Annotated in this window: 23 protein-coding genes; 10 read left to right on the forward strand and 13 right to left on the reverse strand. The window is 36.6% G+C overall.

The genetic code is table 11. The features are described 5' to 3' along the window. Positions 1-26: 26 nt before the first annotated feature. Both ABN763_RS09310 and ABN763_RS09315 read right to left on the reverse strand, forming a co-directional pair. Positions 27-659: a 7-carboxy-7-deazaguanine synthase QueE gene (locus ABN763_RS09310; RefSeq protein ID WP_410485189.1), complete on the reverse strand. Its 633-nt coding sequence runs from the start codon at positions 657-659 to the stop codon at positions 27-29. A gap of 20 nt (positions 660-679) precedes the next feature. Next, on the reverse strand, positions 680-1123 hold the full coding sequence (locus ABN763_RS09315) for a RidA family protein (RefSeq protein WP_410485190.1): 444 nt from the start codon (positions 1121-1123) through the stop codon (positions 680-682). 177 nt (positions 1124-1300) lie between these two features. On the opposite strand from ABN763_RS09315, the gene ABN763_RS09320 reads away from it, so the two are divergent. From ABN763_RS09320 to ABN763_RS09350, 7 genes are all read left to right on the forward strand, one after another. Next, positions 1301-2827 carry a helicase HerA-like domain-containing protein gene (locus ABN763_RS09320; RefSeq protein WP_410485191.1) on the forward strand — a complete coding sequence of 509 codons (1527 nt, stop codon included), beginning with the start codon at positions 1301-1303 and terminating at the stop codon, positions 2825-2827. 63 nt (positions 2828-2890) lie between these two features. After that, positions 2891-3448, forward strand: coding sequence for a hypothetical protein (locus ABN763_RS09325; RefSeq protein ID WP_410485192.1), 558 nt, complete (start codon positions 2891-2893; stop codon positions 3446-3448). A 4-nt stretch (positions 3449-3452) separates the two neighbouring features. Beyond that, positions 3453-3821 carry a cupin domain-containing protein gene (locus ABN763_RS09330; protein ID WP_410485193.1) on the forward strand — a complete coding sequence of 123 codons (369 nt, stop codon included), beginning with the start codon at positions 3453-3455 and terminating at the stop codon, positions 3819-3821. Between the two features lie 12 nt (positions 3822-3833). Next, positions 3834-4667: an alpha/beta hydrolase gene (locus tag ABN763_RS09335; RefSeq protein WP_410485194.1), complete on the forward strand. Its 834-nt coding sequence runs from the start codon at positions 3834-3836 to the stop codon at positions 4665-4667. 41 nt (positions 4668-4708) lie between these two features. After that, the gene (rluF, locus tag ABN763_RS09340; protein ID WP_410485195.1) at positions 4709-5440 is read left to right on the forward strand and encodes a 23S rRNA pseudouridine(2604) synthase RluF; all 732 of its coding nucleotides are present in this window, start codon (positions 4709-4711) and stop codon (positions 5438-5440) included. 85 nt (positions 5441-5525) lie between these two features. Beyond that, entirely contained in the window at positions 5526-6101 is a 576-nt protein-coding gene (locus ABN763_RS09345; protein WP_410485196.1) for a hypothetical protein, read from the forward strand. 60 nt (positions 6102-6161) lie between these two features. Beyond that, positions 6162-6587 (forward strand): VOC family protein, encoded by a 426-nt coding sequence (locus tag ABN763_RS09350; RefSeq protein WP_410485197.1) that lies wholly within the window; start codon positions 6162-6164, stop codon positions 6585-6587. Here the strand turns inward: ABN763_RS09350 and ABN763_RS09355 are convergent. The 3 genes from ABN763_RS09355 to ABN763_RS09365 are packed head-to-tail and all read right to left on the reverse strand — an operon-like array spanning position 6580 to position 11229. Then, entirely contained in the window at positions 6580-7212 is a 633-nt protein-coding gene (locus tag ABN763_RS09355) for a response regulator (protein WP_410485198.1), read from the reverse strand. The two genes, ABN763_RS09350 and ABN763_RS09355, sit on opposite strands and share 8 nt — an antisense overlap. Beyond that, entirely contained in the window at positions 7202-9205 is a 2004-nt protein-coding gene (locus tag ABN763_RS09360) for an ATP-binding protein (RefSeq protein ID WP_410485199.1), read from the reverse strand. The genes ABN763_RS09355 and ABN763_RS09360 overlap by 11 nt, the downstream gene beginning before the upstream one ends. Positions 9206-9225: 20 nt before the next feature. After that, entirely contained in the window at positions 9226-11229 is a 2004-nt protein-coding gene (locus tag ABN763_RS09365) for a tetratricopeptide repeat protein (protein WP_410485200.1), read from the reverse strand. 185 nt (positions 11230-11414) lie between these two features. Here ABN763_RS09365 and ABN763_RS09370 point away from each other — a divergent pair, with 185 nt between their 5' ends. From ABN763_RS09370 to ABN763_RS09380, 3 genes are read left to right on the forward strand one after another with little or no spacing between them, the layout of a single operon-like run. Then, positions 11415-11843 (forward strand): hypothetical protein, encoded by a 429-nt coding sequence (locus ABN763_RS09370; protein ID WP_410485201.1) that lies wholly within the window; start codon positions 11415-11417, stop codon positions 11841-11843. Positions 11844-11847: 4 nt separating this feature from the next. Continuing rightward, positions 11848-15411 carry a M4 family metallopeptidase gene (locus ABN763_RS09375; protein ID WP_410485202.1) on the forward strand — a complete coding sequence of 1188 codons (3564 nt, stop codon included), beginning with the start codon at positions 11848-11850 and terminating at the stop codon, positions 15409-15411. Further along, entirely contained in the window at positions 15408-16097 is a 690-nt protein-coding gene (locus ABN763_RS09380; protein WP_410485203.1) for an Ig-like domain-containing protein, read from the forward strand. Before ABN763_RS09375 ends, ABN763_RS09380 begins: the two co-directional genes overlap by 4 nt. 106 nt (positions 16098-16203) lie before the next feature. On the opposite strand, the gene ABN763_RS09385 is transcribed toward ABN763_RS09380, so the two are convergent. The 8 genes from ABN763_RS09385 to ABN763_RS09420 all read right to left on the reverse strand — a co-directional run bounded on the left by ABN763_RS09385 (position 16204) and on the right by ABN763_RS09420 (position 26523). Beyond that, positions 16204-17871: a formate--tetrahydrofolate ligase gene (locus ABN763_RS09385; RefSeq protein WP_410485204.1), complete on the reverse strand. Its 1668-nt coding sequence runs from the start codon at positions 17869-17871 to the stop codon at positions 16204-16206. 32 nt (positions 17872-17903) lie between these two features. After that, complete coding sequence (locus ABN763_RS09390; RefSeq protein WP_410485205.1) at positions 17904-18398, reverse strand: DUF1648 domain-containing protein; 495 nt, start codon at positions 18396-18398, stop codon at positions 17904-17906. 13 nt (positions 18399-18411) lie between these two features. After that, entirely contained in the window at positions 18412-20139 is a 1728-nt protein-coding gene (locus tag ABN763_RS09395) for an alpha/beta hydrolase-fold protein (RefSeq protein WP_410485206.1), read from the reverse strand. 41 nt (positions 20140-20180) lie between these two features. Further along, positions 20181-22394, reverse strand: coding sequence for a DUF6851 domain-containing protein (locus tag ABN763_RS09400; RefSeq protein WP_410485207.1), 2214 nt, complete (start codon positions 22392-22394; stop codon positions 20181-20183). A gap of 106 nt (positions 22395-22500) precedes the next feature. Further along, positions 22501-23385, reverse strand: coding sequence for a bifunctional 5,10-methylenetetrahydrofolate dehydrogenase/5,10-methenyltetrahydrofolate cyclohydrolase (locus ABN763_RS09405; RefSeq protein ID WP_410485208.1), 885 nt, complete (start codon positions 23383-23385; stop codon positions 22501-22503). 40 nt (positions 23386-23425) lie between these two features. Then, on the reverse strand, positions 23426-23788 hold the full coding sequence (locus ABN763_RS09410; protein WP_410485209.1) for a four helix bundle protein: 363 nt from the start codon (positions 23786-23788) through the stop codon (positions 23426-23428). A 59-nt stretch (positions 23789-23847) separates the two neighbouring features. Then, the gene (gene ffh / locus ABN763_RS09415) at positions 23848-25176 is read right to left on the reverse strand and encodes a signal recognition particle protein (protein ID WP_410485210.1); all 1329 of its coding nucleotides are present in this window, start codon (positions 25174-25176) and stop codon (positions 23848-23850) included. Between the two features lie 492 nt (positions 25177-25668). Beyond that, a complete protein-coding gene (locus tag ABN763_RS09420) occupies positions 25669-26523 on the reverse strand; it encodes a hypothetical protein (RefSeq protein ID WP_410485211.1) in 855 nt (284 codons plus the stop codon). Between the last annotated feature and the right edge of the window lie 23 nt (positions 26524-26546).

Raw genomic sequence — 26546 nt, forward strand, 5'->3', positions numbered from 1 at the left:
TTCTAGCTGTTAACCTTCAAGCTGATCTAAGGAATATTCAAATATTTATGTGTCTGCAAAGATACCTTCCATTTAGGATGTTTCATTACATAATCCACAATAATCGGAATCATTTTATCGCGCTTGCTCCATTCAGGTTGTAAGTATAAAATACAATCTTCTGAAACCTTACTTGCTTGTTCTTCTGCAAATTCAAAATCACTTTTATTGTATACGATGACTTTTAATTCATTTGCATTTTCATATACTTCTTTAGTGGGAAGTTTTAACTTCTTGGGAGATAGACAAATCCAATCCCAAACACCAGTCAATTTATATGCCCCTGATGTTTCAATATGAGTTTTTGCTCCTCGTTCTTTAAGTCCTTGAGTAAGTTTGGTCATATCCCAAGTTAATGGCTCTCCTCCGGTTACCACAACGGTATCACTGTACTTCAAAGCGTTAGCAACAATTTGCGAAGTTAAGGTAGGCGGATGCACGTCTGCATTCCAACTTTCCTTTACATCGCACCAATGGCAACCAACATCACAACCTCCGATTCTAACAAAATAAGCTGCGGTGCCTTTGTAATAACCTTCCCCTTGAATAGTATAAAACTCCTCCATCAAAGGGAGCATCTCCCCTTTTTTGACTAACTCATGTGTTTCAGCGGTAACCATGCCGCAAAGATAGTTTTTTGCTACCTAGCTGCAATGCATTCTATCTCAATCTTAGCTCCTACCGCCAAGCCGCTAGCAGCAAAGGTTGTGCGAGCAGGTTTGTTAGGAAAATACTCTTTGTAAACTTCATTAAATGCTGCAAAATCCTTAATGTCGGCTAAAATAACAGTGCATTTTACAACATTATCAGTAGTCATTTGGTGGTGTGCCAACACCTCCACAATGTTATCGCAAACCTGTCTGGTTTCCGCCTGTATACCACCAGCTACCAGCTTTCTTGTTGCGCCGTCAATACCTACTTGTCCCGCTAGGAAAAATAAGTTTCCTACCTGAACTGCATCAGAAAAGGGTGCATCTTTCTTACGCTCTTCATGAGAGGCATGAAAAGTCGTATTTGTGTTATTTGTGCATGAAACAAGTAATAAAAAGCTAATGGCTATTAGCCTAGGTCCTGAAAATCTCATTTTTTTTGGTTTTGTTAAACGATCTTAAAAGTAGTGGAAATGAAGAAATCTTAGAACCAAGATTAGTCATAATTAACATTACTCGTCAATCTTTACACTTTACCGATATATGAATATTTCAACTTTCTAGCTTCATAACTATCATGGGAATCGCTATTTTTAACAAAATTTAATTCGATGAGCAGAAAGGACGAATTTTTCGATTATATCAATAACGGTAACACTTTTAAAGGTGAATATATTACAATGGGAGCGGCCATGTTAAATGGTGAAACAGTAACTAATGCCCATGTAAAAGTTCCCTTAAAAACAATGAACCGTCATGGACTTATCGCTGGTGCGACTGGTACAGGTAAAACAAAAACACTTCAGGTAATTGCGGAAAACCTATCGGAAAAGGGAATACCGGTTTTACTAATGGATATAAAAGGTGATTTAAGTGGTATTGCGCAACCAAGCCCTGGTCATCCCAAAATTGATGAACGTCACGAAAAAATAGGATTGCCTTTTAATGCAAAAAAGTTTCCTGTAGAAATCATGTCCCTTTCCGAACAAAATGGTGTGCGTTTACGCGCTACCGTATCTGAATTTGGACCTATTTTGTTGTCCAGAATTTTAGACGTTACCGAAACACAAGCAGGTATTATTGCGGTTATCTTTAAATACTGTGATGATAATAAACTACCACTATTAGATTTAAAAGATTTTAAAAAGGTATTGCAATACGCAACAGGAGAGGGTAAAAAGGAAATTGCCGAGTTATATGGTCGTATCTCCACCTCATCAACAGGTGCTATCTTGCGCAAAATAGTTGAGCTAGAACAACAGGGAGCCGATTTGTTTTTTGGTGAAACCTCTTTTGATGTAGAAGATTTGGTTCGAGTTGATGAAAATGGAATGGGTTATATCAACATCATCAGACTTACTGACATTCAAGATAAGCCCAAACTATTTTCAACTTTTATGTTAAGCCTATTAGCTGAGATCTACGAAACTTTTCCAGAGCAAGGGGATAGTGGTAGACCTGAACTAATCTTGTTTATTGATGAAGCGCATCTCATTTTTAACGAGGCTTCAAAGGCATTGCTGTCTCAAATAGAAAGTATTGTTAAATTAATACGGTCAAAAGGAATTGGTTTGTATTTCGTGACGCAAAACCCAACTGATGTTCCCGAAGCAGTACTAAGTCAATTAGGACTAAAAGTACAGCATGCGCTTAGGGCTTTTACTGCAAAAGATCGAAAAGCAATCAAATTGACTGCGCAAAATTATCCAGATACTGATTATTACGATACCGCAGAAGTATTAACTTCTTTAGGTATTGGTGAGGCGTTAATATCAGCCTTAGATGAAAAGGGGCGCCCTACTCCACTTGCGGCTACTATGCTTCGGGCTCCGATGAGTCGTATGGATATTTTGACTGACAGTGAACTAAAAGACTTGTTAAGCAAATCGAAACTTATCAAAAAATATAATGAGGATATTGATCGGGAGAGCGCTTACGAACTATTGGATAAGAAAATAAAAAAGGCCGAAGAAGTAAAAGCGAAAGAAGAAGAACGTGTTGCCAAAGAAAAAGAAGAAAAGAAAAGAAGCCGTAGTAGTAGTAGACGACGCAGCACTGCTATGAATCCGGTGGTAAAAGTATTAACAAGCGCTACATTTATTCGAAGTGTCTTCGGAATCTTAAAAAAGGTTATTTAATCTTAGTAAGATACTATAGTTTTGTAGGCTTAAATATTTTTAGAACTAAACAAACCTAATTACATGCAATCACTTGTCAAAGCCTTTACTTTATGCACCATTATTTTTGCTATAACAAGTTGTGCCAAAAATGATAGTCGTTTTTTAATCGCGAAGGGCAAAATAGGAGATTTAACAAACCTCAATTACGCATCACAGTTAGATTCTTTATTCGCTGCTGATTCTGTAGTAACTAGAAGCAGTAAAGATGATATTGTATATGTTGGGGGTGATTCATTTTTGATCTATGAAAAAGGAGGAAGTCATTTGTTTACCGCTACTCCTGCATCTAAAGACAGCTTAAAGCCTATTGAAACTATACGGGTGATTGATCCCCGATTTAAAACCGAAAAAGGGCTAAGTGTTGAGAGCACATTTAAAGATATACGGGATAACTATACTATTTCAAGCATTCAAAATAGCATCAATTCAGTCGTGGTTTTTGTTAACGAAATAGATGCATTTATAACCATCGACAAAAAGGAATTACCCGCTAACCTCCGCTATGATTCAAGTATTAAAATAGAGGAAGTACAAATACCAGATACTGCAAAGTTTAAATATTTTATGTTGGGTTGGTAGTTTTATGAGTAAAAAATTTCACATACAGAAGACACCTTTTATTGTTCCTACAACTGACGGTAAATTAATTGAAGAACACTGGGGACTCGCTACCGATGGAAACAGTGACATCAGTATTGCTCACATGATTGCACCTGCCGGATGGAGTGAACCTTTTCAAACACCAGAGTTTGATGAATATACCTATATTATAAAAGGTAAAAAGCAATTCATTATTGAAAATGAAACGGTTGTTTTAGAGGCGGGACAATCGATAAAAATAGAAAAGAATACCAGAGTGCAATACTCAAACCCATTCAATTCAGAATGTGAATATATCGCTATTTGCAAACCTGCTTTTTCAATTGATTCTGTTAACAGAGAAGCTGAATAATTAAGGTAGCTTATGATTAAAAACCTACTTATTTTATTTTATCGCACCTACCTTAACAACATCGTTTATGTTTTCCCAACATTTGCGGCCAAAACTGCAATGAAGCTTTATACTACGCCAAGAGCTGGAAAACTTAACAAAGAGCAAAATGACTTTTTATCATCAGCAACTAAACAACCAATTCAACATAAAGAACTAAATCTCAATAGTTATCTATGGCCAGGTAGAGAAAAGACCATTCTTTTGGTACATGGCTGGGAAAGTAACTCAGGTCGTTGGAAAGAGACTATTTTAAAACTAAAGGAAACGGGATACTCTATCGTTGCTTTTGACGGACCAGCACATGGTCAATCAACCGGCGCTCGTTTTGATGGTATTTTATATGCAGAATGTATTAAAACAGTAGTCGCCTTTTACAAGCCAAACGTCATCATCGGACATTCGGTTGGAGGAATGAGTGCTATCTACGCTTACTACAAATATCAGTTTGCGGGTTTGGAAAAAATTGTATCGATTGCAGCACCATCAGAGTTTACCCACCTGATGGATAACTATCAAAACATTATTGGGTTTAATGATAAAATGATGCAGGCCATCTATTCTTATATCCGCCAGCAATACAATTTTGATCCTTACGAATTTTCGGCTGCTAATTTTGCCGCCTCTTTTGAGCTTGACACACTTATTATTCACGATAAGTACGATGATGTAATAGCGTACGAAGAAGGGGTTGCAATAGCAAACAGCATTACAAATGCTCAGTTTATAGCTACAGAGCATTTGGGGCATTCTGTCAATACAATTGAAGTTGCTAAATATATTTATGACTTCGTTAAGGGGGCTTAACTTCTTAATTTTAAAAGAAAAGATAAGTATATCTTTGCCCCATGTCAGAAGAAAAACAAACACGCATTAACAAATACCTAAGTGAGATTGGATACTGTTCCAGACGAGCTGCTGATAAGCTAATTGATCAAGGACGCATTACCATTAATGGTAAAAAACCAGAAATGGGCACCAAAGTTTCTTCTGGTGATGTGGTAAAAGTTGATGGCAAACAAGTAGGAAAGCAAGACCAAGATAAGAAGGTGTATCTGGCATTTAATAAACCTATAGGGATTGTTTGTACTACTGATACCCGAGTAGAAAAAAATAACATTATTGACTACATCAACTATCCAACTCGAATTTTTCCCATAGGAAGACTTGATAAACCAAGCGAAGGGCTCATTTTTCTAACTAATGATGGTGATATTGTAAACAAAATATTGCGGGCCCGAAACAACCACGAAAAAGAATATATTGTTTCAGTCGATCGTCCTATTACCGCTGACTTCATAAAAAAAATGGGAAATGGCGTTCCTATTTTGGACACAGTTACAAGAAAATGCGAGGTTTCTCAAGTGAGCAAGTTTGTTTTCAGAATTGTACTTACGCAAGGCTTAAATAGGCAAATACGTCGCATGGCCGAGTATTTGGGCTACGGCGTAACAAAATTAAAGCGCATTCGCATTATGAACGTGAAACTTGATGTACCAATCGGTAAATGGCGAGAACTCACTGAGAAAGAACTGGCTGAAATTAACAGGCTAGTCTCCGGTAGTAGTAAGATTCACTAAGTCATGTTAAGAATTTCATAATTGATAATCATCACTTGTTTAGGTTCATTACCTTTTACTTTACTAACCAATTAAAAGATAGGTAATGAAGAGTTTTCTAATCATTATTTTCATATTTACGTGTTTTACTATTGATGGGCAGAATTCATATGAATTTGAAGCAAACGAACAATTTCCATTCGGGAAACTTAATCCTAATGCCCCAAAGCAAGTAGCAGATTTTCAACAGTTAATTGGTAGATGTGAATGCAAATCTGAAAAACGAAATCGCGACCAAACATGGGCCAAACCTGTAAAAATGATATGGACGTTTAAATACATTATGAATGGTACCGCAATTCAAGATGAAACTTTAAAGGAGGATGGTATTCACTCAGGTAGTATTAGACAATTTAGTAAGGATAGTCTGAAATGGAATGTACATTATTATTCATCAGGATCAACGCCTGCTAATTTACCATCGTGGGAAGGTGTTAAGAAAGAAAATGGCAATATAATTTTATACAGGAAACAGAAAGCACCAAATGGAATGGATGGCTATAGTCGATTGACTTTTCATGACATTAATGAAAAAGGTTATAAATGGAAAGGAGAATGGGTTAATGAAGGAGAAACCTTTGTTTTTCCAACTTGGAAAATTAGTTGTGTTAAAGTGCAATAAATTAGTGTTTAAAGAGGATTATAAGTTCGATATTTGAGTAACGAATAAATGCTTTTAACCATGTCAGCAGTATCACCATTCCACATAGCGATACCCGTTCATAATTTAGCTGAATGCCGAACCTTTTACAAAGAAGTATTGGGTTGTGAAGAAGGCAGAAGCAGCGATCATTGGGTTGATTTTAATTTTTTTGGACACCAACTTGTCATTCATTATAAAGCAAAGGAAGATATCGGAGAGACAATTCATAATGCAGTGGATGGTAAAGCGGTACCAGTACCTCATTATGGGGTGGTGTTACCTTGGGAAACTTTTCAAACATTCTCAGCTGACTTGAAATCGAAAAATATTGAGTTTATTATTGAACCATATATTAGGTTTGAAGGTCAAATTGGTGAACAAGCCACCATGTTCTTCAAAGACCCTGCAGGTAATGCTTTAGAGTTTAAAGCTTTTAAAGATATGGATCAGCTATTTGCTAAATAAGCATTTTCTCTACTGCAATTTTTACCAATGCCGCAGCATTTGATACTTTCATTTTTTGCATCAAATTTCGTCGGTGCGTTTCTACGGTTAGTGGACTTATAAAAAGTTGCTCGGCAATTTGATTCGTGGTTTTTCCATCAGCGATTAACTGAAGAATGTGTTTTTCTCGTCGTGTTAATTTTGGCATCTCTTTTTCCTGAGCAACATTCTCTGCTAGAATTTTTTGCACCTCAGCGCCAAAATAAAATCCCCCTGTGTGTACTGTGGTAATTGCATCGACTAGTTCCTTAGCCGTCGCATTTTTCAACAAATACCCCTTAACGCCATTTTTAATCATTTGATTGATAATGCTAGGTTCGCTATAGGTACTCAATCCAAGTATTTTGATGGTGGCTTGTAATTCTAATATCAATCCAACCATTTCAACTCCATTAATATCCGGTAGGTTCACATCAAGTAAAACCACATCTGCTTTATTTGATTTTAAAAACTCAAGCGCATCATTACCCGTTGTCACATACCCTGATACCTCTACTTGGTCATCATCTTGTAACAGCATCTTAAGACCTTCAATGACCATTGGATGATCATCAATAATTAAAACTTCAATTGGGTTAGGCTGCATTGATATTTAGGTTAACGTTAACTGTGGTTCCTTCATTTAATTCTGAATGAAATTCTAAATTCCCTTTTAAATATGCAACTCGTGTTCGAAGATTAGTCAATCCCATCCCATCAGTGCCAATTTCAATAACCTCTTCACTCATACCCACACCATTATCTTCAACGGTTATATCAATTTGATCATTTTCACGTATAAACTGCACTAAAATTTCACTTGCTTTTGCATGTTTTATTGCATTATTAATCAATTCTTGTATTACCCGATATATGGTAACTTTTTGACCGATTTCAATATCGTTTTCCTCACCATAAAATTGCAAGGTAGTCGTAGTTTGGGCATTATTCATACTACTGCAATAATCTTTTAAGGCTGCTTCTAAACCAAATTTCATTAAGGTTTCAGGCATCATATTACGGGCAATACTTCGCAGCTCTGAAAGTGATGTATCAAGATCTTTGATTACCTTTTGTAGCGCTTTCTTTGGATAGTTATTTGGTTCATCTTTATCAAGTTTTGATAAATTTAAACTAATCCCAGATAAACGACCTCCTAGCCCATCATGCAAATCGATCGCCAGTCTTTTTCGTTCTTTCTCCTGGCCTTCGATCATAGCCGAATAAATGTTAGCTTCTTGTTTGTGTTTTAAAGCAACCATTTCTTGCTCATATTTACGTTCCTTACGACGTTGTTGTTTTAATTTTGATCGATAACCCAGGTACCCTAAAAACAGGACAAAGGCTAATACAGCTATTATAATTCCGTACAAGTACGTCTGTGATTTTCTTTTTTCTAGCGCTAGTGCTTTTTCACTATTCTCCTTTTGAAGGGATAATATTTCTTTTTCTTTTTTAGCAGTTTCATATTTGAGCTCAAATTCGTTTAACTGTCTTACTGATTTTTGCACTTCGATACTATCGTATACATCAATGGCAAACAGTAAATCATTATATGCGTTTTCATAATTATTGGAGGCCGCTTCATACTGAGAGCGCTTATAATACCCTTGAAATGTATTAATTAATTTACTGTTGGATTCAGCATCTTCGATATACCGATTCATGTACTCAATGGCTTTTTTATAACGACCAGATAATTCATAGACTTTGGCATAGTTTTGCAACAATGGTGCTACGTTAACATGAAGTTTATTTTCTTTTAGCAGTTGCATGGATTGATCATACTCAGCAATCGCATTGTTATATTCTTTTTTCTTAAGATGATATAGTCCCTTTTGGGTATGATACAAATGCCAATCAGTCGACTGTGGAGTAATCTCTAACAGCATTCTAGCCTCCTTTAATTTTTGAGGAATCGCCTCGATAGAATCCATATTGTAATACAAATTGACAAATATCAACTTATTAAAAATTGCCTTTTTGGTGTCGGTTGTTTTACTAAAAAGATTCTCTGATTTTATGAGGTTACTTAATGCTTGTGGGTATTGCGCCAAATTCATATAGGTGATCCCTAAATTGTTATGGATATTTGCCAAAAAAGCGGTATCCCTCAATTGTTGAACCATAGGAATCACTTCTTCCACCAACTTAGTTTCTTCCTCATGGCGGTTGGTATTCATATAATTTACCGCCAGATTGTATTTTGATGTAGCAAGTAATTTGGTATTTTCTACCGAAGGGTTTTCGTGCCACACACGTTCTCCGATCTCAATGGCTTCCTTTAGATATTGCATCGCTTTATCTAAATCGTAATAGTCCATGTACGCATTTCCAATAGCCATTTTTGCATGAGCGATTCCTCTTTCATAATTGATACTTTCAGCTAATTTTAATGCTTCAAATGCATTTTTAAAAGATTGAATGGAATCAATACCCTCATAGGCCTGCCCTAATCTTGCAAGGCTATGTATACGCGTAGTATCGGCAATTTCTTGCTTAAGTTCATTTTGTAAACTATCGATTTTTAAGTCAGATGCTCTTTGGGCTTTACTAGCAAAAGTGGACAGTAATAAACAAAAAAATACAATGTTTTTCATGGTTATCTAAGGTTGTGTGTTTAAGCTGCGTTGATGTTTAAATTGATATTGACCGTTGTACCTTCATTAGCTTCACAATTAAATTCCAGATTCCCTTTTAAAAAAGCTACGCGAGTTCTAAGATTCGCCAGTCCCATACCGTCTGCGCCGACTTTTATCATTTCATCACTCATACCGATCCCATTATCTTCAACGGTGATATCGACTTGATCATTTTCACGCATAAACTGAACTAATATTTGACTCGCCTTTGCATGTTTGACGGCATTATTAATTAATTCTTGAATAACCCGATAGATGGTTACTTTTTGACTGATTTCAATATCATCTTCCTTTCCATAAAACTGCACCGAAATAGCAGTTTGATGGTTTTTCATACTACTACAATAGTCTTTTAAAGCAGCTTCTAAACCGAATTTCAACAGCGTTTCAGGCATCATATTCCTGGCTATTCCTCTTAATTCAACAAGCGATTTATCAAGGTCTTTAATAACTTTTTGCAACTCTCTTTTAGGATAGTTAACCGGCTTATCTTTGTCCAGTTTTGATAAGTTCAGGCTAATTCCCGATAATCGCCCTCCTAATCCATCGTGTAGATCAATCGCTAATCGCTTTCTTTCTTTTTCCTGGCCTTCGATCATGGCGGCATATACATTAGCTTCTTGTTCGTGCTTTAGCGCTAAAAGCTCTTGCTCATGCATACGCTCTTTTTTTTGTTGTTGTTTCATTTTATTTCGATACCATAGCGAGCCAAATAATAGTCCAACGGCTAAAATACCAATGATGATACCATATAAATAAGCTTGAGATTTCCTTTTTTCAAGGGCTAGTGCTTTTTCAGTATTTGAATTCTGTAGTTGCAGAATTTCATTTTCTTTTTTTTCCGTCTCATACTTCAACTCAACATCTTTAACACGGGCTGTTGTTTTAGAAATTTCTAGACTATCTCGTAATTCAATAGACCTTTTGTAGTCATTATAGGCTGATTGAAAATTGTTTGTTTTTTCATGAAACTTTGATCTTCTTACCAGACCTTTACTCACATTTACCGGAGAATTGTACTTTTTTGACATCTCAATAAACGTATTGATACTATTAATCGCTTTCTGGTAATTGCCCATATCCTCATAAACAAAAGCATAGCTTTGATAAATTAAGGCTAGCGCTCTAGATTGACCTGACTCTTGCACAAGAGCTTTTGATTTATCTAAAAATTCCAACGCTTTGTTATAGTCTCCTTTTTTTGTATTGTATAGGGCCTCATTTTTATAATATGACCACGTACTGGGAGATTGGGGATATGTCCTTAACAATTGTTCCGTTACGTCCAACTTATGGCGCATTTGATCAATAGAATCTAGGTTGTAAAAGATTAAGCTTAATGAGTTATTAGTTGCTATCACCTCATCAAGGTGTTCTTTCGGATTATAAAATGCCAGTGCCTTCTGATAATATTCAATGGCTAAACTCTGTTGCTCAGAATTCAAATGATACGTACCTAGATTTTGATGAATAACACCTAAGGTGAGTGAATCTTTTAATTGTTCTGCTATGGGTATCACCTCTTTCGTTAATTCAACCCCAAGTTGAGCCTTACCCTGTATCATGGCGGAAACAGCAAGGTTATACTTTGAATTTTGCAGTATGTCCAAAATGAGTTTTGACGATTCTTCCTTCACTAATCGCTCTGCAATTTTTGTCGCTTCAGATAAATGTAGCTCGGTATTTTCAAAGTCATAATAATGCAAATAGGCATTACCAAGAGCCATCTCAGCGTGGGCAATACCTTTCTCATATTCGATATCCCTAGCCAGTTTAATGGCATCATTGGCAGATTGAAATGTCTTGATCGAATCAAAACCATTAAAAGCTCTAGAAAGTCTGGCTAAAGAATGTATTCTAGTCGTATCAGGTATATCCGTTTTTAACAGTCGATACACACTATCAATTTCAGATTTTGTTTGTCTTTGAGCAAAGCAAAAAGAGCTCCAGAACAACAAAACGCCGATAACTACTCTATACATAACGTGAATATAACAATCAACAATATAGTATTAATAGTCAATGACATGCAAGGGTCTACGGCAATATACCGGAATACCAGTAGAAAAAAATACAGTATCTACGGTATTTTATGAAGGTACTCTTTTAAATAACTTTGAATCATCATGTTCCCCTCCTATTTCAACACCATAAATACATAATAAAAATGGTAAGAAATATCACGGTATATAGTTTACTAACGATCATGTTATTCGCTTGCGGATCAAATCGCTCTTTGTCAAAAAAATTTCCCGGACAGCGAATTGCTTTTGGAAAAGGAGGTGGATTTACTGGTCAGCAAATTACCTATGTGTTGTCAACCGACGGTGTTTTAATGCTGAAAGAAAGCATAGGCCAGAACTTTAAAGCAATTAACTCAATTTCAGCAGATCGTACTCGATCGTTATTCGACCGATTTAACAAGATCGATCTTAAAAACATTAACCTAAACGAGCCTGGAAACAACTATTTCTTTTTAGAAAAACAACAAGATAGCAGTCAACGTAGAATTAGTTGGGGAAAGCAAGGCGTGGAAGTTCCTGAGGTTATTAAAGTACTTCATACCGATTTGATGCAACTTATACCTAAACAATAAACCGATGAAAAAATCTATATGTATACTCCTAATACTTTTTGGATTTATAAGTAGTATTCAGGCGCAAAATCCGTTTTTAAGTAAAAAACGAACAATTCCCAATACTGGAATCAATCCTACGTTTAAAAATTTCAATTATCAAGCTGCTAAAAGTTCACCAGGTAAGCGTACTTCAGTTCGAAAAAATACGAATACATCATTCACCCTAACTGCTGATTTACTCAATGTTATTCAGAAAGGTAAAACGAAAAAGGCACGAATCGTTTATGGAAAAAACGGACAGCCTATTTTTATTAAAAGCGAACCGCAGACTGCCGTTAGCAGCAGTAAAAATGTAGGGACACCTCACGAAATAGCCAGCACTTACCTACATAATTTAAAGCCGATACTCAAGTTAAAAAATAATGACAGTTTTGAGCTAGTAAATCTTGAACAGGATAAAAATGGAGCAACACATTTAAAATATCAACAATATCATCAAGGGATCAAGGTTTTCGGACAGCAAGTAATTGTGCACTTAAATACCAATAATCAAGTAGTGCTATTCAACGGACATAGTATTCCGAATATCACAGAGGTAAACACAAACTTTGAGCTTAATGAAAATAAGGCATTGCAAATTGTTGAAAAGGATATTGGAACTGTCATTAGCAAAATAGCAAGGATCGAGAACGGCCATTTAATGACCGAACAGGCATTCAAACCCGAGCCTATTATTTATAAAGGACCATCAGGAAAGTTGCATGTAGCTTATCAGGTAGAGGCGTATTCTAATTACAAAGATCGTTGGATTTATTATGTTGATGGAAAAACCGGTGAAATATTAGATAAGGTACATGCCACTTGTACCATACACAATCATCATTCACATGAAATACATAACAAAGTTCATCCCTATCGACCTCCAACTGTAGGAAGTGGGCAAGATTTAAATGGTGTTACAAGACAGGTTGGCACATACGAAACTAATGGTACTCAAGTCATGGTAGATACTTCAAAACCCATGTTTGATGGTAACACAGCCAATCTTCCCGATAATGGTAATGGCGTATTAATGACACTTGACCTCCGAAATGAACCTTTAGCTCAAGATACCCCAATTTATAGGGTAACTAATAATAGTAATAATTGGAACAATCCTACCGCAATCTCAGCACAATATAATGCTGATGTATCGTATGAATACTTCAGAAATACACATAATAGAAACTCCATCAATGGTCAAGGTGGCACTATTATTTCATTTATTAACGTGGCAGATGATGATGGCAGTTCATTGCAAAATGCATTTTGGAATGGTCGCGCCATGTTTTACGGTAATGGGGGAACAGCTTTTGCCCCCCTTGCAGGTGGATTAGATGTTGGTGGACATGAGATGTCACATGGTGTCATTCAGAATACAGCAAACTTAGAATATCAAGGTCAATCAGGATCTATTAATGAATCGTTTGCTGATATTTTTGGCGCAATGATTGATCGTGACGATTGGTTAATTGGGGAAGATGTAGTAAACCCACAGGTTTTTGTTGGAGGGGCACTTAGAAATATGCAAAACCCAAATAACGGCGGAAACCAATTAGGTGATCCAGGGTGGCAACCTAAGGATATGAATGAGTTCTACACCGGAACAGAAAACAACGGAGGTGTCCATATTAATAGTGGAATTGTTAACCGTGCTTATTACTTAATAGCAACAGACATTGGAAAAAGCAAAGCCGAACAGATTTACTACCGAGCATTAACTCGGTATTTAACCGTTTCATCTCAATTTATTGATTTAAGGTTGTCGATTATTCAATCAGCAACGGACTTACATGGCAATAATAGCCCCGAAGTAAATGCAGCTATAGCTGCGTTCGATACCGTCGGTATTACCGATGGAAATCCAACAGATACCGACGAGGACTTACCGCCCCTTATTGGTGAACAATTCATTTTGGTAGCGGCTAGTGAGACAAACGCAACGAATACCTTATTCATAACCGATGAAAACGCCCAAAACTTCACTCCTATATCATCAACCGGATTATTTAGAAAGCCAACTGTACGAGATGATGGTCTAGCTGCACTTTTTGTTACCTCAAACAACACCATAAATTTTATAACCCTCGATCCTAATAATCCACAGGAAACTGAAGTGTCTGGTGAACCCTTATGGGGGGCTATTGCCGTTTCAAAAGATGGAAACCGACTAGCCGTTACCTTAAAAGAACAACGTAATAGCATTTTTATCTTAGATTTAGAAGGAGGTACCAATCGGGAATTTCAACTATACAATCCAACTACATCAACTGAAGGAAATACAACAGGTGAAGTACTCTATCCCGATGCTTTAGAATGGGATTACACCGGGGAATATCTTATTTATGATGCATTCAATCGAGTCACCAATATCAATGGAAGTATCATTGACTATTGGGATGTTGGTGTACTCAAAGCATGGGATAATAATAGCGATGATTATGGGGATGGGACTATTCAAAAACTATTTACCAATTTGCCTGACGGAGTAAGCATTGGTAACCCCTCATTGTCAAAAACATCTAACAATATTCTAGCTTTTGATTTTTTTAATGCGAATACCAATGAATATTTAGTGCTTACCGCTGATATCGAAAGGAACGAGGTACAAACTATATGGAATAACCTAACGCTTGGATTTCCTAACTACGCGGTAAACGACCGTCAGCTTATTTTTGATGGTGAGGACACCTCGGGCACCCCCATTATCGCTTCTATTAACATACAAGCTGATCGGATTTCTCCTGATGGCAGCCCACAACCTATAATCAATAATGGTAAATGGGGTATTTGGTATACTCAAGGTGAACGAGAAGCTGCAGATGGGATACCATCCGATAACTTTTTGGTTAAAAGTACAGGAGAAAGTTGCTTAAATAGTAATAATGGGAGTATATCAATCTCGGTAAAAAATACCTCCTACACCTATAATGCTTTTATTTCAGGTAATGGTCTGAATGAAAATAGACGTTTTAATAATCAAACTGCGGTAAATAATTTGCAAGCTGGCACATATTCCGTCTGTATCACTATTGATGAATTGCCTAATCAAGAATATTGTTTTGATGTAGTTATAGTAGAACCTACACCCCTAAGTGTTAGTGCTCGTTTGGATACCTCAGCAAAAACAGTAAAACTGAATCTTTCAGGAGGAAAACGCTATACTATTCAACTAAACAATCAAACCTTCGAAACCCAACAATCAACAATTGAGATTCCACTGCGAGATGAAGTTAACAAATTAATAGTGTCAACAGATAAGAATTGTCAAGGGGTTTACGAAGAAACATTTTTATTAAATAATATGGCAAGGGTATATCCAAATCCAACTAAAAGCGGGTTCATTTTTATCAATCTACCCCAACCTGCAGACACATCTGAAGTAATTATCTACAACTTAGACGGAACCCTTATCAAACAATTTACTTTCAACAATCCTACAAATCAACCATTAAAAATACCAGTTGATGAACTAATTAGTGGCGTTTATATGGTTCAAGTAAAAGCATCAAATCATACCTCATCACATAAAATCATCAAACAATGAAAAAGTCAGTCTTTGTTTTCACTTTACTATTGGGTTTGTTTTTTAGTTGCGGCAAAGATGGGGATCCTGAAGAAGATACTCAAGGATCCCCGACTGCCGCTCTTTTATCCTTTCCTGAAAACAACAAAGAGTGTACAGAAGGAACAGTACTTGATAATGACGAAAGTGTGATACCTTTCCAATGGAATACATCGCAAAATACCGCTCAATACCAAATTAAAATCATTAACCTAGAAACAAATCTTATAAGTGATGCGACTACTGATAATACAACTGTTGATATTACATTAACAAGGGGGCAAGCCTACGAATGGTATATTATTTCAACGTCTGCATCTGGGGAAACGGCCCAAAGTGATACCTGGCGATTTTATAATGAAGGTCCGGGTATTGAAAATTATGCTCCGTTTCCGGCAATTATTAATAGCCCACAAAATGGTGCCACTAATATAAATGCAGGTACCATTAACTTACAGTGGTCTGCAAGTGATGTAGACAATGACATCAACGAGTTTAAAGTGTATCTAGATACTAATCAGAATCCTGCAACTTTAGTTGGCACTAGTAATCAACCAAGTTTATCAATCAATGTAAACAGCAATACGACTTATTATTGGAAAGTACTAAGCATAGATTTTCATGGAAACATTTCCACATCTATTATTAATTCATTTAGAACCCAATAAAAATCAAAATAAGATTATGGAAATAAAAAACACGAACACCATAAATGCCTGTATTAAATTTAAACGAATAGTAGGTTGGTCACAGGTTTTCAAAGACCTTATCCGGTTAAAACAATCCAGTAATCTCTCCCTTTTCATCCATTTTAATATGATTTGCAGACGGTGTAGCCGGCAATCCTGGCATACGTAAAATGTTTCCGGCGATTGGGATAATAAACCCGGCTCCCGTTGCTATTTCGAATTCCCGAATGTGGATGTCAAAATTTTCAGGACGTCCAAGTCGCTTTTCATCATCACTTAAACTTTTTTGAGTTTTTGCGATGCATACTGGTAAATTTCCATATCCCATTGACTCAAATTGTTTTAACTGCTTACTAGCCTTGTTGCTTAAAATCACATTTTCTGCGCCATAGATAGTTCTACAAATCTTTTCCATTTTGGTTCTTATGGCATCCTCTAATTCATAAGTTGGAGTGTATTCGTTGGTGCATCCTTCTGCTACATCCACCACCTTGTTTGCAAGATCAACGCACCCCTTACCACCATTAGCCCAGCCATAACTTAAAGCGACCGGAATATTATTATTCTTGCAGTAGTCGAATAAAAATTTCTTTTCTGCATCTGTATCACTGCTAAAAGCGTTAATAGAAACAACAATAGGTAAACCAAAACTTTTAAGACTTGCAATATGCCGTTCTAAATTTGGCAACCCCTTTTCAAGAGCACCTACATCCTCATTTGTTAGTTCCTTAATATTTTTTCCTCCATGATATTTTAAAGCTCTTATTGTTGCAACCAAAACAACCGCTTTTGGAGAGAGTCCGGCCATTCTACATTTAATATTTAAAAACTTTTCTGCTCCAAGATCAGAACCAAAACCGGCTTCAGTCACCACATAATCACCGAGACTAAGTCCCATTTTTGTTGCTAAAATTGAATTGGTGCCTTGTGCTATATTCGCAAAAGGACCTCCATGAATAATAGCCGGATTACCTTCTAAAGTCTGTACTAAATTTGGTTTTATTGCATCTTTTAACAGCACCGCCATGGCTCCTTGCGCGTGTAAATCTTTAGCATATACCGGTTTGCCTTCCCAAGTGTCGGCGACGTATATATTTCCGCATTTTTCTTGAAGATCTTCCATGTTTTTACATAAACATAACAATGCCATAATCTCAGATGCCGCTGTAATATTAAACCCAGTTTCTCTGGGAACCCCACCTGCTTTACCTCCTAACGCCACAATAATTTTACGAAGGCCGCGATCATTCATATCCATACACCGTTTCCAAATAACAGTTCTTGGATCAATCCCTAAGCTTTTGGTTTTACTTTGAATGTTATTATCAATAAGCGCGGCAAGTAGATTATTTGCCTTTTCAATCGCATGAAAATCACCTGTAAAATGCAGATTAATATCTACCATGGGTATCACCTGACTCCAACCACCTCCGGCAGCGCCACCTTTAATACCAAAAACAGGACCTAAACTCGGTTCTCTTAATACTGTTACTGTTTTTTTACCAATATGGTTTAATGCATCTCCAAGACCGATCGATGTGGTTGTTTTCCCTTCACCCGCAGGTGTTGGCGTGATCGCAGTAACCAAAATAAGACTACTTTCCTTCACGGCATTCTTATCAATTAAATCAAGAGGAAGTTTTGCTTTATCAGAACCATAATATTCAAGTTGATCTTCTTTAATATCAAGTTTCGATGCGATTTCACGAATATGTTTTGGCTGCACGCTATTTGCAATCTGGATGTCGGTCATATGGTTGGTTTAAATTTATTTATTATAGACTTTTATTTTTTGGGAAAGGCTTTGAACAAATGATATACAACAGGTACAAAAACTAGTGCTAAAAAAGCAAGTAAGAAATAGGTACCCAAGCCTTCTTGTTTTCCTAGGGCTATATTAATTGTACTAAAGGTAATATATGTAAATACCAGTACCACAGTTGTATTCAAAAAACGTATGAGTTTCGTAGCATTTTTATACTGCCTTTTTGCATTATCAACCGTAATTCTAGTGGGGTAATTAAATATATGAGGATGTTTATTTAAAATAAACATTCCAACAAATAAAATAGTACCAATAACAGGGAGAAACCAAATCGAATCTTTACTTCCATAATTGTCAGCAGTACCATCAGCACCAAAATGTGTCGGTATTTTTTCTGGTAGTTGACTATAAAAGACTATTGGTAGTACAATTAATGCCAATAATAACACAACTCCTGTCGCTTCAACGAATAGATCAAGGGTATCTTTTTCAAGTTCAATTTTAGGCCGATTCATTAAGTAGTAATTTCTATTGGTAGCGCCAACTTGTTAAATCAGCTCCTTTGGGCGCACTTTGGGCTATTCGTTTCATTATTTTTGGCACATACATACTGTTGTATCTCAGTCTGGAAATGGCATTTGGTAGATCCGGATCGCCATTCCAGCAATGCTCATCTCGGTCACCATAAGCAACCTCTCCATCATAGTAAGGATTCGTAGTGTTTTCTAAAAAATCCTCCATCAAGTATACGGCATTATTCAGGTAGTAGTTATCCATATCACCACAGTAAATATGAATCTTTCCTTTTAACTTATCTCCTAACTTATCCCAATCACGCTCCATGATATGTCGCAGGTCATAATTTTCTTTCCAAAATTCGGCCACTTCATGATCAATATCACCTGTATATTTATCCCATATTCTTTTTGGATATCCGTCCTCATCTTGAGGTGAATACGTTGCCTCCCAGATATCCCATTGTTGTCCGCTTCTGGACTGATCACCTAAAACTAATTCTAAGTGATTGGCTTCTCTTACCGTAGCATCGACATGACCTAAATAATCTCTGTGCATGGGCACTTGAATTTTCTTATGTTCACTTTTATAATAATATGCATTTTCATCTTCATAAATATTAGCAAGGCAATATGCGCGAAAATCAATGGGGTCAGGACAAGCGGCAAAACATCCGTTGTATTCATCAGGATATTTTACTTGTACAGCTAATGCCTCCCATCCTCCGGTTGAACCTCCATACAGAAATCTGGACCAGCCTTCACCAATACCTCTAAACTGTTTTTCGATGGCAGGGATCAGCTCATAAGTAATGGCATCGCCATAAGGACCTTGGCTTTCAGAATTAACTGCATAACTATCGTCATAATACGGTGTAGGATGTTGAATTTCTATGATCAAAAACCTTGGGAAATCAGGTTCGTTCCAACGTTTGTAAAAATCGTAGGCTTCTTGTTGTTGTGTGATGTTGTATCCTTCTAATTTAAAACGATCAGAATATTCCGGCGCTACATTAGGATCTGGAGGTGTAGTTCTAAACCCGTCAAAATTTGAAGGGAAATGCCCATGAAAAACCATTAGTGGATATTTTGCTTCCGGGTGTTTATCGAAACCTTTTGGTAACAAGATATGCGCCCCTAGGTAGATATCTCTTCCCCAAAATTTGGACAATTTTTCTGATTTAACCTTAATATGCTTAATCCAATCTGTGTCCTCAGGTTCTTCAATTTCAGGAATTATCTGATCCATTACAATTTCAATTGGGCCATTGTTATCTGGATCAATTTTTACTTTAACCGGTTTGCTATAAAAATTTCCAGGAGATCGGTTCCACTGTTGACCTTCGCCATTATCCATTGGAAGTTTTACTGTATGACCTGTGGACAAATTGAATGTTTCATATGTGTGAAGTAGCGCCTGTACAAAATATTCACCAGGTTGTATCTCACTAAAGGATTCAATAGGAAAACCAAATACATTTTTATCAAAAGTTGTTTTTTCATTTGGTTTCCATCCTTCAACATTCATTCCGTAAATAAGCTGAGTATTAAGTCCTGTTGAAATTTGAAATCGAGGTTCTTTTTCATCATTGGTTGATAGCATCAACAATAATCTTCCATCTTTGGCTTCATTACTTATCTGATCTGAAAAACTTATGTTTACCTCAAGTCCCTTTTCATTTTCAGTACAGCTCATAAAGAGCATACTGAAACATAATACTAGTTTGGTTAAAACTCTCATATTGGTTGGTTTTGATTTTTAATTCTATATACTTACACCACTCACCTTACAATAAATGGTCTAGTTACTGAAAAACTGTTGCTACTTACATTTATAAAATAGTACCCTTGGGATAAATTTTTAGGAGTAAATGGAATAGTTCTTGAAATAACCTCATTCATCTTTTCAATTTGATAAATCTTACCACTTAGGTCGACTATTTTTATTTCTAAAGGAGCTTCAATACTCGATAATTGAATATTAATTTGCTGCCCTTGAAAAATTGGATTTGGAAATAGTCGAAGTGATTGATCGTTTCCCATATTCAGATCGGGAACGTTTTTATTTTCAAAAAATCTAAGGGCAAACTTGAAAGCCTGCTTTCCAACTTTTTTGCCAATCAAACGACCTGGTATATCATCAATTGGAGGGTGAATACCTCCCCAAATTCGCGATAAACTACATTGATCAGATGCATCATAGTATTTTGCCCATTGCAATGTGAAATCGATACTTGGGCCGGTTTCAAATTCCAAAAACTCATCTTTTTTTGCTTCAAATTCACCAAGCCCACCGGGGAAGTATTCGTTGCCGGTAAACGCTGTCAGGACTTCGGCAGCTGCTCGAGAAAAAGTCGAGTGCCCAGAAACATATCCTGCAAAGGGAGGAGTTATAAAAGTCTGTTGTTGATAAGGCCACCAATTTTCTGCCAAAAACCAATTAACACCGGTAATCTCTTGGTTGGTAACTGAGCTAAAATACGGTCTTTGCCAAGCGTTTATTTTAACTTTCCCTTCATTTCTAAAGTCCAACATGTACAAAGGATCATCATCTGTGACGATTTCAACAAAACCAGGGTTTAGAGACAATCCGTCTGGATGATAGCTTGGTAAACTAGCGTCAGATGATTGTCCTTTGTCTGCCATATACCTTAAAATTGTCATAGGCCTAACATAATCATAATATCCTTTTATGCTCCAAGCGCTAATTGCAGCATCATGCATAGCCCCGCCCAAAGTGAAATATGCTTTTACATCCCATTCTAATTGATCGAGTACTTCTTCTCCTTGAAAACGATTTTGATGAAGCGGATGATCATTAACATAATTTAAAATCACAAACCAGTGCCCAGGTGGCGTCTCAGAATCAGGTCCATCTGCCCAAAATTCTGCCAAAACCCTAGCGTAATCACCTCTTGGCACCATCTGTGGCGTATATGGCTGGTTCGTTATAGGGTTCATTGAATAGCCTATCCCAATATCTCCTCCCTCCTCTTTATAAAAATCACGTAGCGAAGGGATATCTTTAGGAAATTGATCAGTATTAATATTCCCTATACTTGCAGGTGAAATATCCCATATTACAGAATCATTTGGATCGAGATGAGAAGACCATCTCAATACCAAACCAAAACCCCATTTGAATTCTGATGACGCTTCCTCATCATTTTCAAATAAATAGCAAGGGGCTCCTGGATCATGATAGACTCTATATTGATGACCATCACGATAAAATGCTGACATATTATCAATAGTCAGAGAAAAAGGAGTAACGTTACCCCATTCGGGGCTCAAAAAATCTGGGGTGGTATTCTCTCCGAAAACATTTCCCGACTGATCAGTGAAGCGGATTCCGAATCTGAGAGGTTGCCATCTGTTAGGATCTTGAATAATTGCATCTTGTTCGGTTCTATCAATATTGAAAGCGCCATTTACGGGCTCATAGTATAGATTGGTATAATCATTTTCCTGATTTGAACCGTCATTAATAGTGGCATCTATTATTTTTTGCGCTATTTCATAACCAATATAAGCTGAACGCGGTTCAGAATAGTTGGATTGTTGAAAACCTAAGCTGGACGAAAAGCCCAGAGAAAACATTAGTTCATCCATCAATTCTTCTGTAGTATTCCAGCCAGGCGATTTAGAAAATCGATTTTTCATTAGGTAATAGGCCGCATAACTTATTGCGCGTTCCTGGTCAGCTCTTAACTGCTCATCGCTTAATGATCTATCGATGGATATTGTTTGATTGTCTCTTTTTCTATTAATAAAATACGGAACTGATACTTCATCATAAAGCGCCCATGCATCATACATTGCCGCCGAAATATGAAATAAATTCCTAGCATGTACTGTAGGTCTTGCAAAGTCATTTCTAATAGCCTCTAACAAGACTTCGTTCCATTTACGCGCAACCGACTGTTCTTGACTACGGGAAGGAGTTATACCACAAATCAGAAAAAAGAATAAGCACGCACCAATTTTGGAGGTCAAAGATTTCATTATTAAAATCAAGCTTACTTACCCAAAAAATGGGCAATGAACTAACATTTAAATTTAATGAAATCTTTATTATTACCTCTAGCGAGGTAAACATATCTTATTTTTTAGTCCTATGTCGTTCTCTTGCAAGCAACGTGTTTTTTAATAACATTGCTATGGTCATAGGTCCTACACCACCAGGTACTGGAGTAATATAACTTGCTTTCTTACTAACATTTTCAAAATCGACATCTCCTGTTATGTAATACCCTCTTTCCCGAGTTTCGTCTGGTACACGTGTGATACCAACATCGATAATTACAACATCATCTTTAACCATCTCAGCTTTCAAAAATCCAGGAACACCCAGCGCTGAAATAATAATATCTGCTTGACTCGTAATTTGGGTGATATTCTTAGTGCGACTATGTGTTAATGTCACGGTAGAGTTTCCAGGGAATCCTTTTCTACCCATTAAAATACTCATTGGTCGTCCTACGATATGACTACGACCTATAACAACGGTGTGCTTGCCAGTAGTTTCTACATTGTAACGTTCCAATAACTCTAGTATTCCAAAAGGAGTAGCCGGAATAAACGTACTCATATCAAGGGCCATTTTACCAAAGTTCATGGGATGAAAGCCATCAACATCTTTATCGGGGTCAACTGCCATTAGTACTTTTTGAGTGTCGATTTGCGGTGGTAATGGAAGCTGAATGATAAATCCGTCGATATTATCATCTTCATTAAGCTCGTGAATTTTTTTAAGCAACTCGATTTCCGAAGTAGTATTTGGCAACTTCACCAAGGTCGATTCAAAACCAAGTCGTTCGCAAGCTCGTACTTTGCTACCGACATACGTCAAGCTTGCCCCATCATTACCAACTAAAACTGCTGCTAAATGAGGAACCTTCTCCCCGCGCTCTTTCATTTTATCAACCTCAACCTTTATTTCAGCTTTGATGTCATTGCTTGTTTTTTTTCCGTCTAGTAATATCATAGTTTAAAGTCTTCAGTTGGCAGTCTTCAGTCGTCAGTAATTACAAACCAAACTTACCTGGATTATTGATCATAAAGTTGAGCAATTTGCCAACTTCTTCGCTTAGATTATTAAATTTTTTCTTTTCTTCAATTGAAATGTATTCGCACGCTAAAGCAAAATCTAACCAAAGCTGTGTTTCAGAATTTTCGCTATCAGCATCTGACAATTTACTTTTCCAATGCTTTTCATACTGTCTTTTTCTATAGGCTTCTGCTATTGAGGCACAGACTGATCTAGAAGATCTTCTGATTTGGCTGGTCAAATCATATTTTTCTTCTTGAGGAAAGTTCTTCGAGATTTGAAAAATTTCCATCGCTAAATCAAATGCTTTTTGATATGCAATTAATGTTTTGAATCCCATACATTTTCAAGAAACGAAAAATATTACTGAAGACTGCCAACTGTAAACTGCCGACTAAATTAACGCATTCCCTTCATCATTTGCATCATTTTGCGGCCACCACCACCTTGCATCATCTTCATCATTTTGCTCATTTGGTTAAATTGCTTCAGCAGCTGATTTACCTCTTGAATAGTTCTTCCCGAACCTTTGGCAATTCGTTTCTTCCTGCTAGCGTCTAATAAAGCGGGTTTAGTGCGTTCTGCCGGAGTCATTGAATGGATGATTGCTTCGACATGTTTAAATGCGTCATCATCAATATCTACATCTTTTAATGCTTTTCCAGCACCAGGTATCATGCCCATAAGGTCTTTCATGTTACCCATTTTCTTCACTTGGTTGATTTGCTTTAAGAAATCGTCAAACCCAAACTGGTTTTTGGCAATTTTCTTTTGAAGTTTTCGTGCTTCTTCTTCATCAAATTGTTCTTGTGCACGTTCAACAAGCGATACAACATCGCCCATACCCAAGATACGATCGGCCATACGATCCGGATAAAACACGTCAATCGCCTCCATCTTCTCACCAGTACCAATAAATTTAATGGGTTTATTAACTACCGATTTTATTGATAAGGCAGCACCACCTCGAGTATCACCGTCTAATTTTGTTAATACAACCCCGTCGAAGTTTAAAATATCATTAAAAGCCTTCGCTGTATTTACAGCATCTTGACCAGTCATTGAATCGACTACAAATAAAGTCTCTTGCGGATTAATGGCGTTATGAATGTTGGAAATTTCATTCATCATTTCTTCGTCAACTGCCAAACGACCAGCGGTATCGACAATGACCACGTTGTGGCCATTACTTTTGGCGTGCTTAATTGCATTTTGAGAAATCGCTACTGGATCTTGGTTTCCTTCTTCTGAATATACCTCGACACCAATTTGTTCGCCCACTACATGCAACTGGTTAATCGCTGCAGGGCGATAAATATCACAGGCTACCAATAACGGTTTCTTGGTCTTCTTTGTTTTAAGATAATTAGCAAGTTTTCCGGAAAAAGTCGTTTTACCAGACCCTTGTAATCCTGACATTAAAATGACCGTAGGCGCACCAGATAGATTAATCCCTTCAGCATCGCCACCCATTAACTGGGTAAGTTCATCTTTTACGATCTTGACCATTAACTGACCGGGTTGCAGCGTGGTCAACACATTTTGACCTAAAGCCTTTTCTTTAACAGTATTAGTAAACTGTTTAGCAATTTTAAAGTTTACGTCGGCATCTAACAAAGCACGCCTAACTTCTTTAAGCGTTTCAGCAACATTTACCTCGGTAATACTACCATGCCCTTTTAATACGTGTAAGGCCTTATCTAGTTTATCTGAAAGATTATTGAACATAATGACAACAATTCAAAAAATTTATTGAAAGTTGCAAAGATAATGCATAGTTTAAAGTTTCAAGTTCAAAGTTTAAAGTTTGTTTTGAAAACTTATTATTTGCAGTTTAGGGAACATTTATTTAACCCAACTAGACTTATTTTAATACGGCTGGATATTCACAATACACAGGTCGATCTGGATTAGTTTGTTCTCACCATCATATTGTAAAGTAGCTGAGTAATGGTAGTCTTGCTAAAATGAAAAAGGCTGCATTTCCGGAGAAATACAACCTTTTTTCCCAACCAAAAACCTAATGTAAATTGTTCATGTGAAACTGATCAAACATCACTAAAATCAGTTTCTATATTTTTTAAAACTCATTAGTTAAAAGGGGCATTTTTAACTGATGATTGTTCTTGTTTGTTTACATATATAAAACAATTAAGTATCTAAATACCCTACCTAATATTTTAAAAAATTAAAAATATTTTATAAGTCTATTAGCACACTCTAATTGCAACCTCCTAAAATGTCACCATGTCGCAAATGTGCTTCTAAGGCAGATATATTAATCTCTAAATTTCTTGGATTGTTCGAAACATTATGGCAAACTGTAACCATGCCCGTAGGTTGCACTTCAGGTTGTGCATCGCATGTAGTTTGACTAGTTGTCACCTCAATTTTAAATTGATCGTTATCTTCAATGAATACTGTTTCAGAATCAAAAGTATTTTTGATTTCAACCGGATACTCAATCTCAAGAACATCGGAATCAAGTATACTATTAAAAGTTTCCATTAGTTTTTGATCAGTAGTAATTCTTATAATCCCACGATCTCCAGAAACCTTGTTAAAAAAAGCAATATTAAAAGGATACATGATTTCTGAACAGCTAATTCTATTAACCATCGGTTCATTTTGCAATTCTTCTTTCATTGCCAGAAACTCCGTTTCATTATTTAAAATCTGTTCAGAATAATCGTCAAGGCGAATTGTAATAGGGTACTGAAACGTAACCTTATCATCATCTTGATTTGAATAGTTGGCTACAGCCTTAGCAATAAAAAGATCATCTTCCATTTCTACTTTGAAAGATTGATTGTTCATAGTAAGATCAACAGGTAAAACTATTTGCGATTTAGACAGCCCATCTAAAACGTCATCTTTTGCACCATCATTGACCGCCAGACTTAAAATATCATCCATTAAGGGGTCGTTTTTAGTAAATGCCGCTTCAGACACTTCCTCTTCAACTTGTTCGCGCTCATCGACCCCAGCTGTTTCATTCAAATTATCTTGGCATGAAACAAATAGGAAGAGTATCAACAGAATTCTAAACAGGTATAGGGGGAGTTGAAACTTCATATCGTATGTTTTTAAATGCATTA

It is taken from the genome of Spongiivirga sp. MCCC 1A20706 (genome assembly GCF_046524175.1).
Classification (GTDB): Bacteria; Bacteroidota; Bacteroidia; order Flavobacteriales; family Flavobacteriaceae; genus Spongiivirga.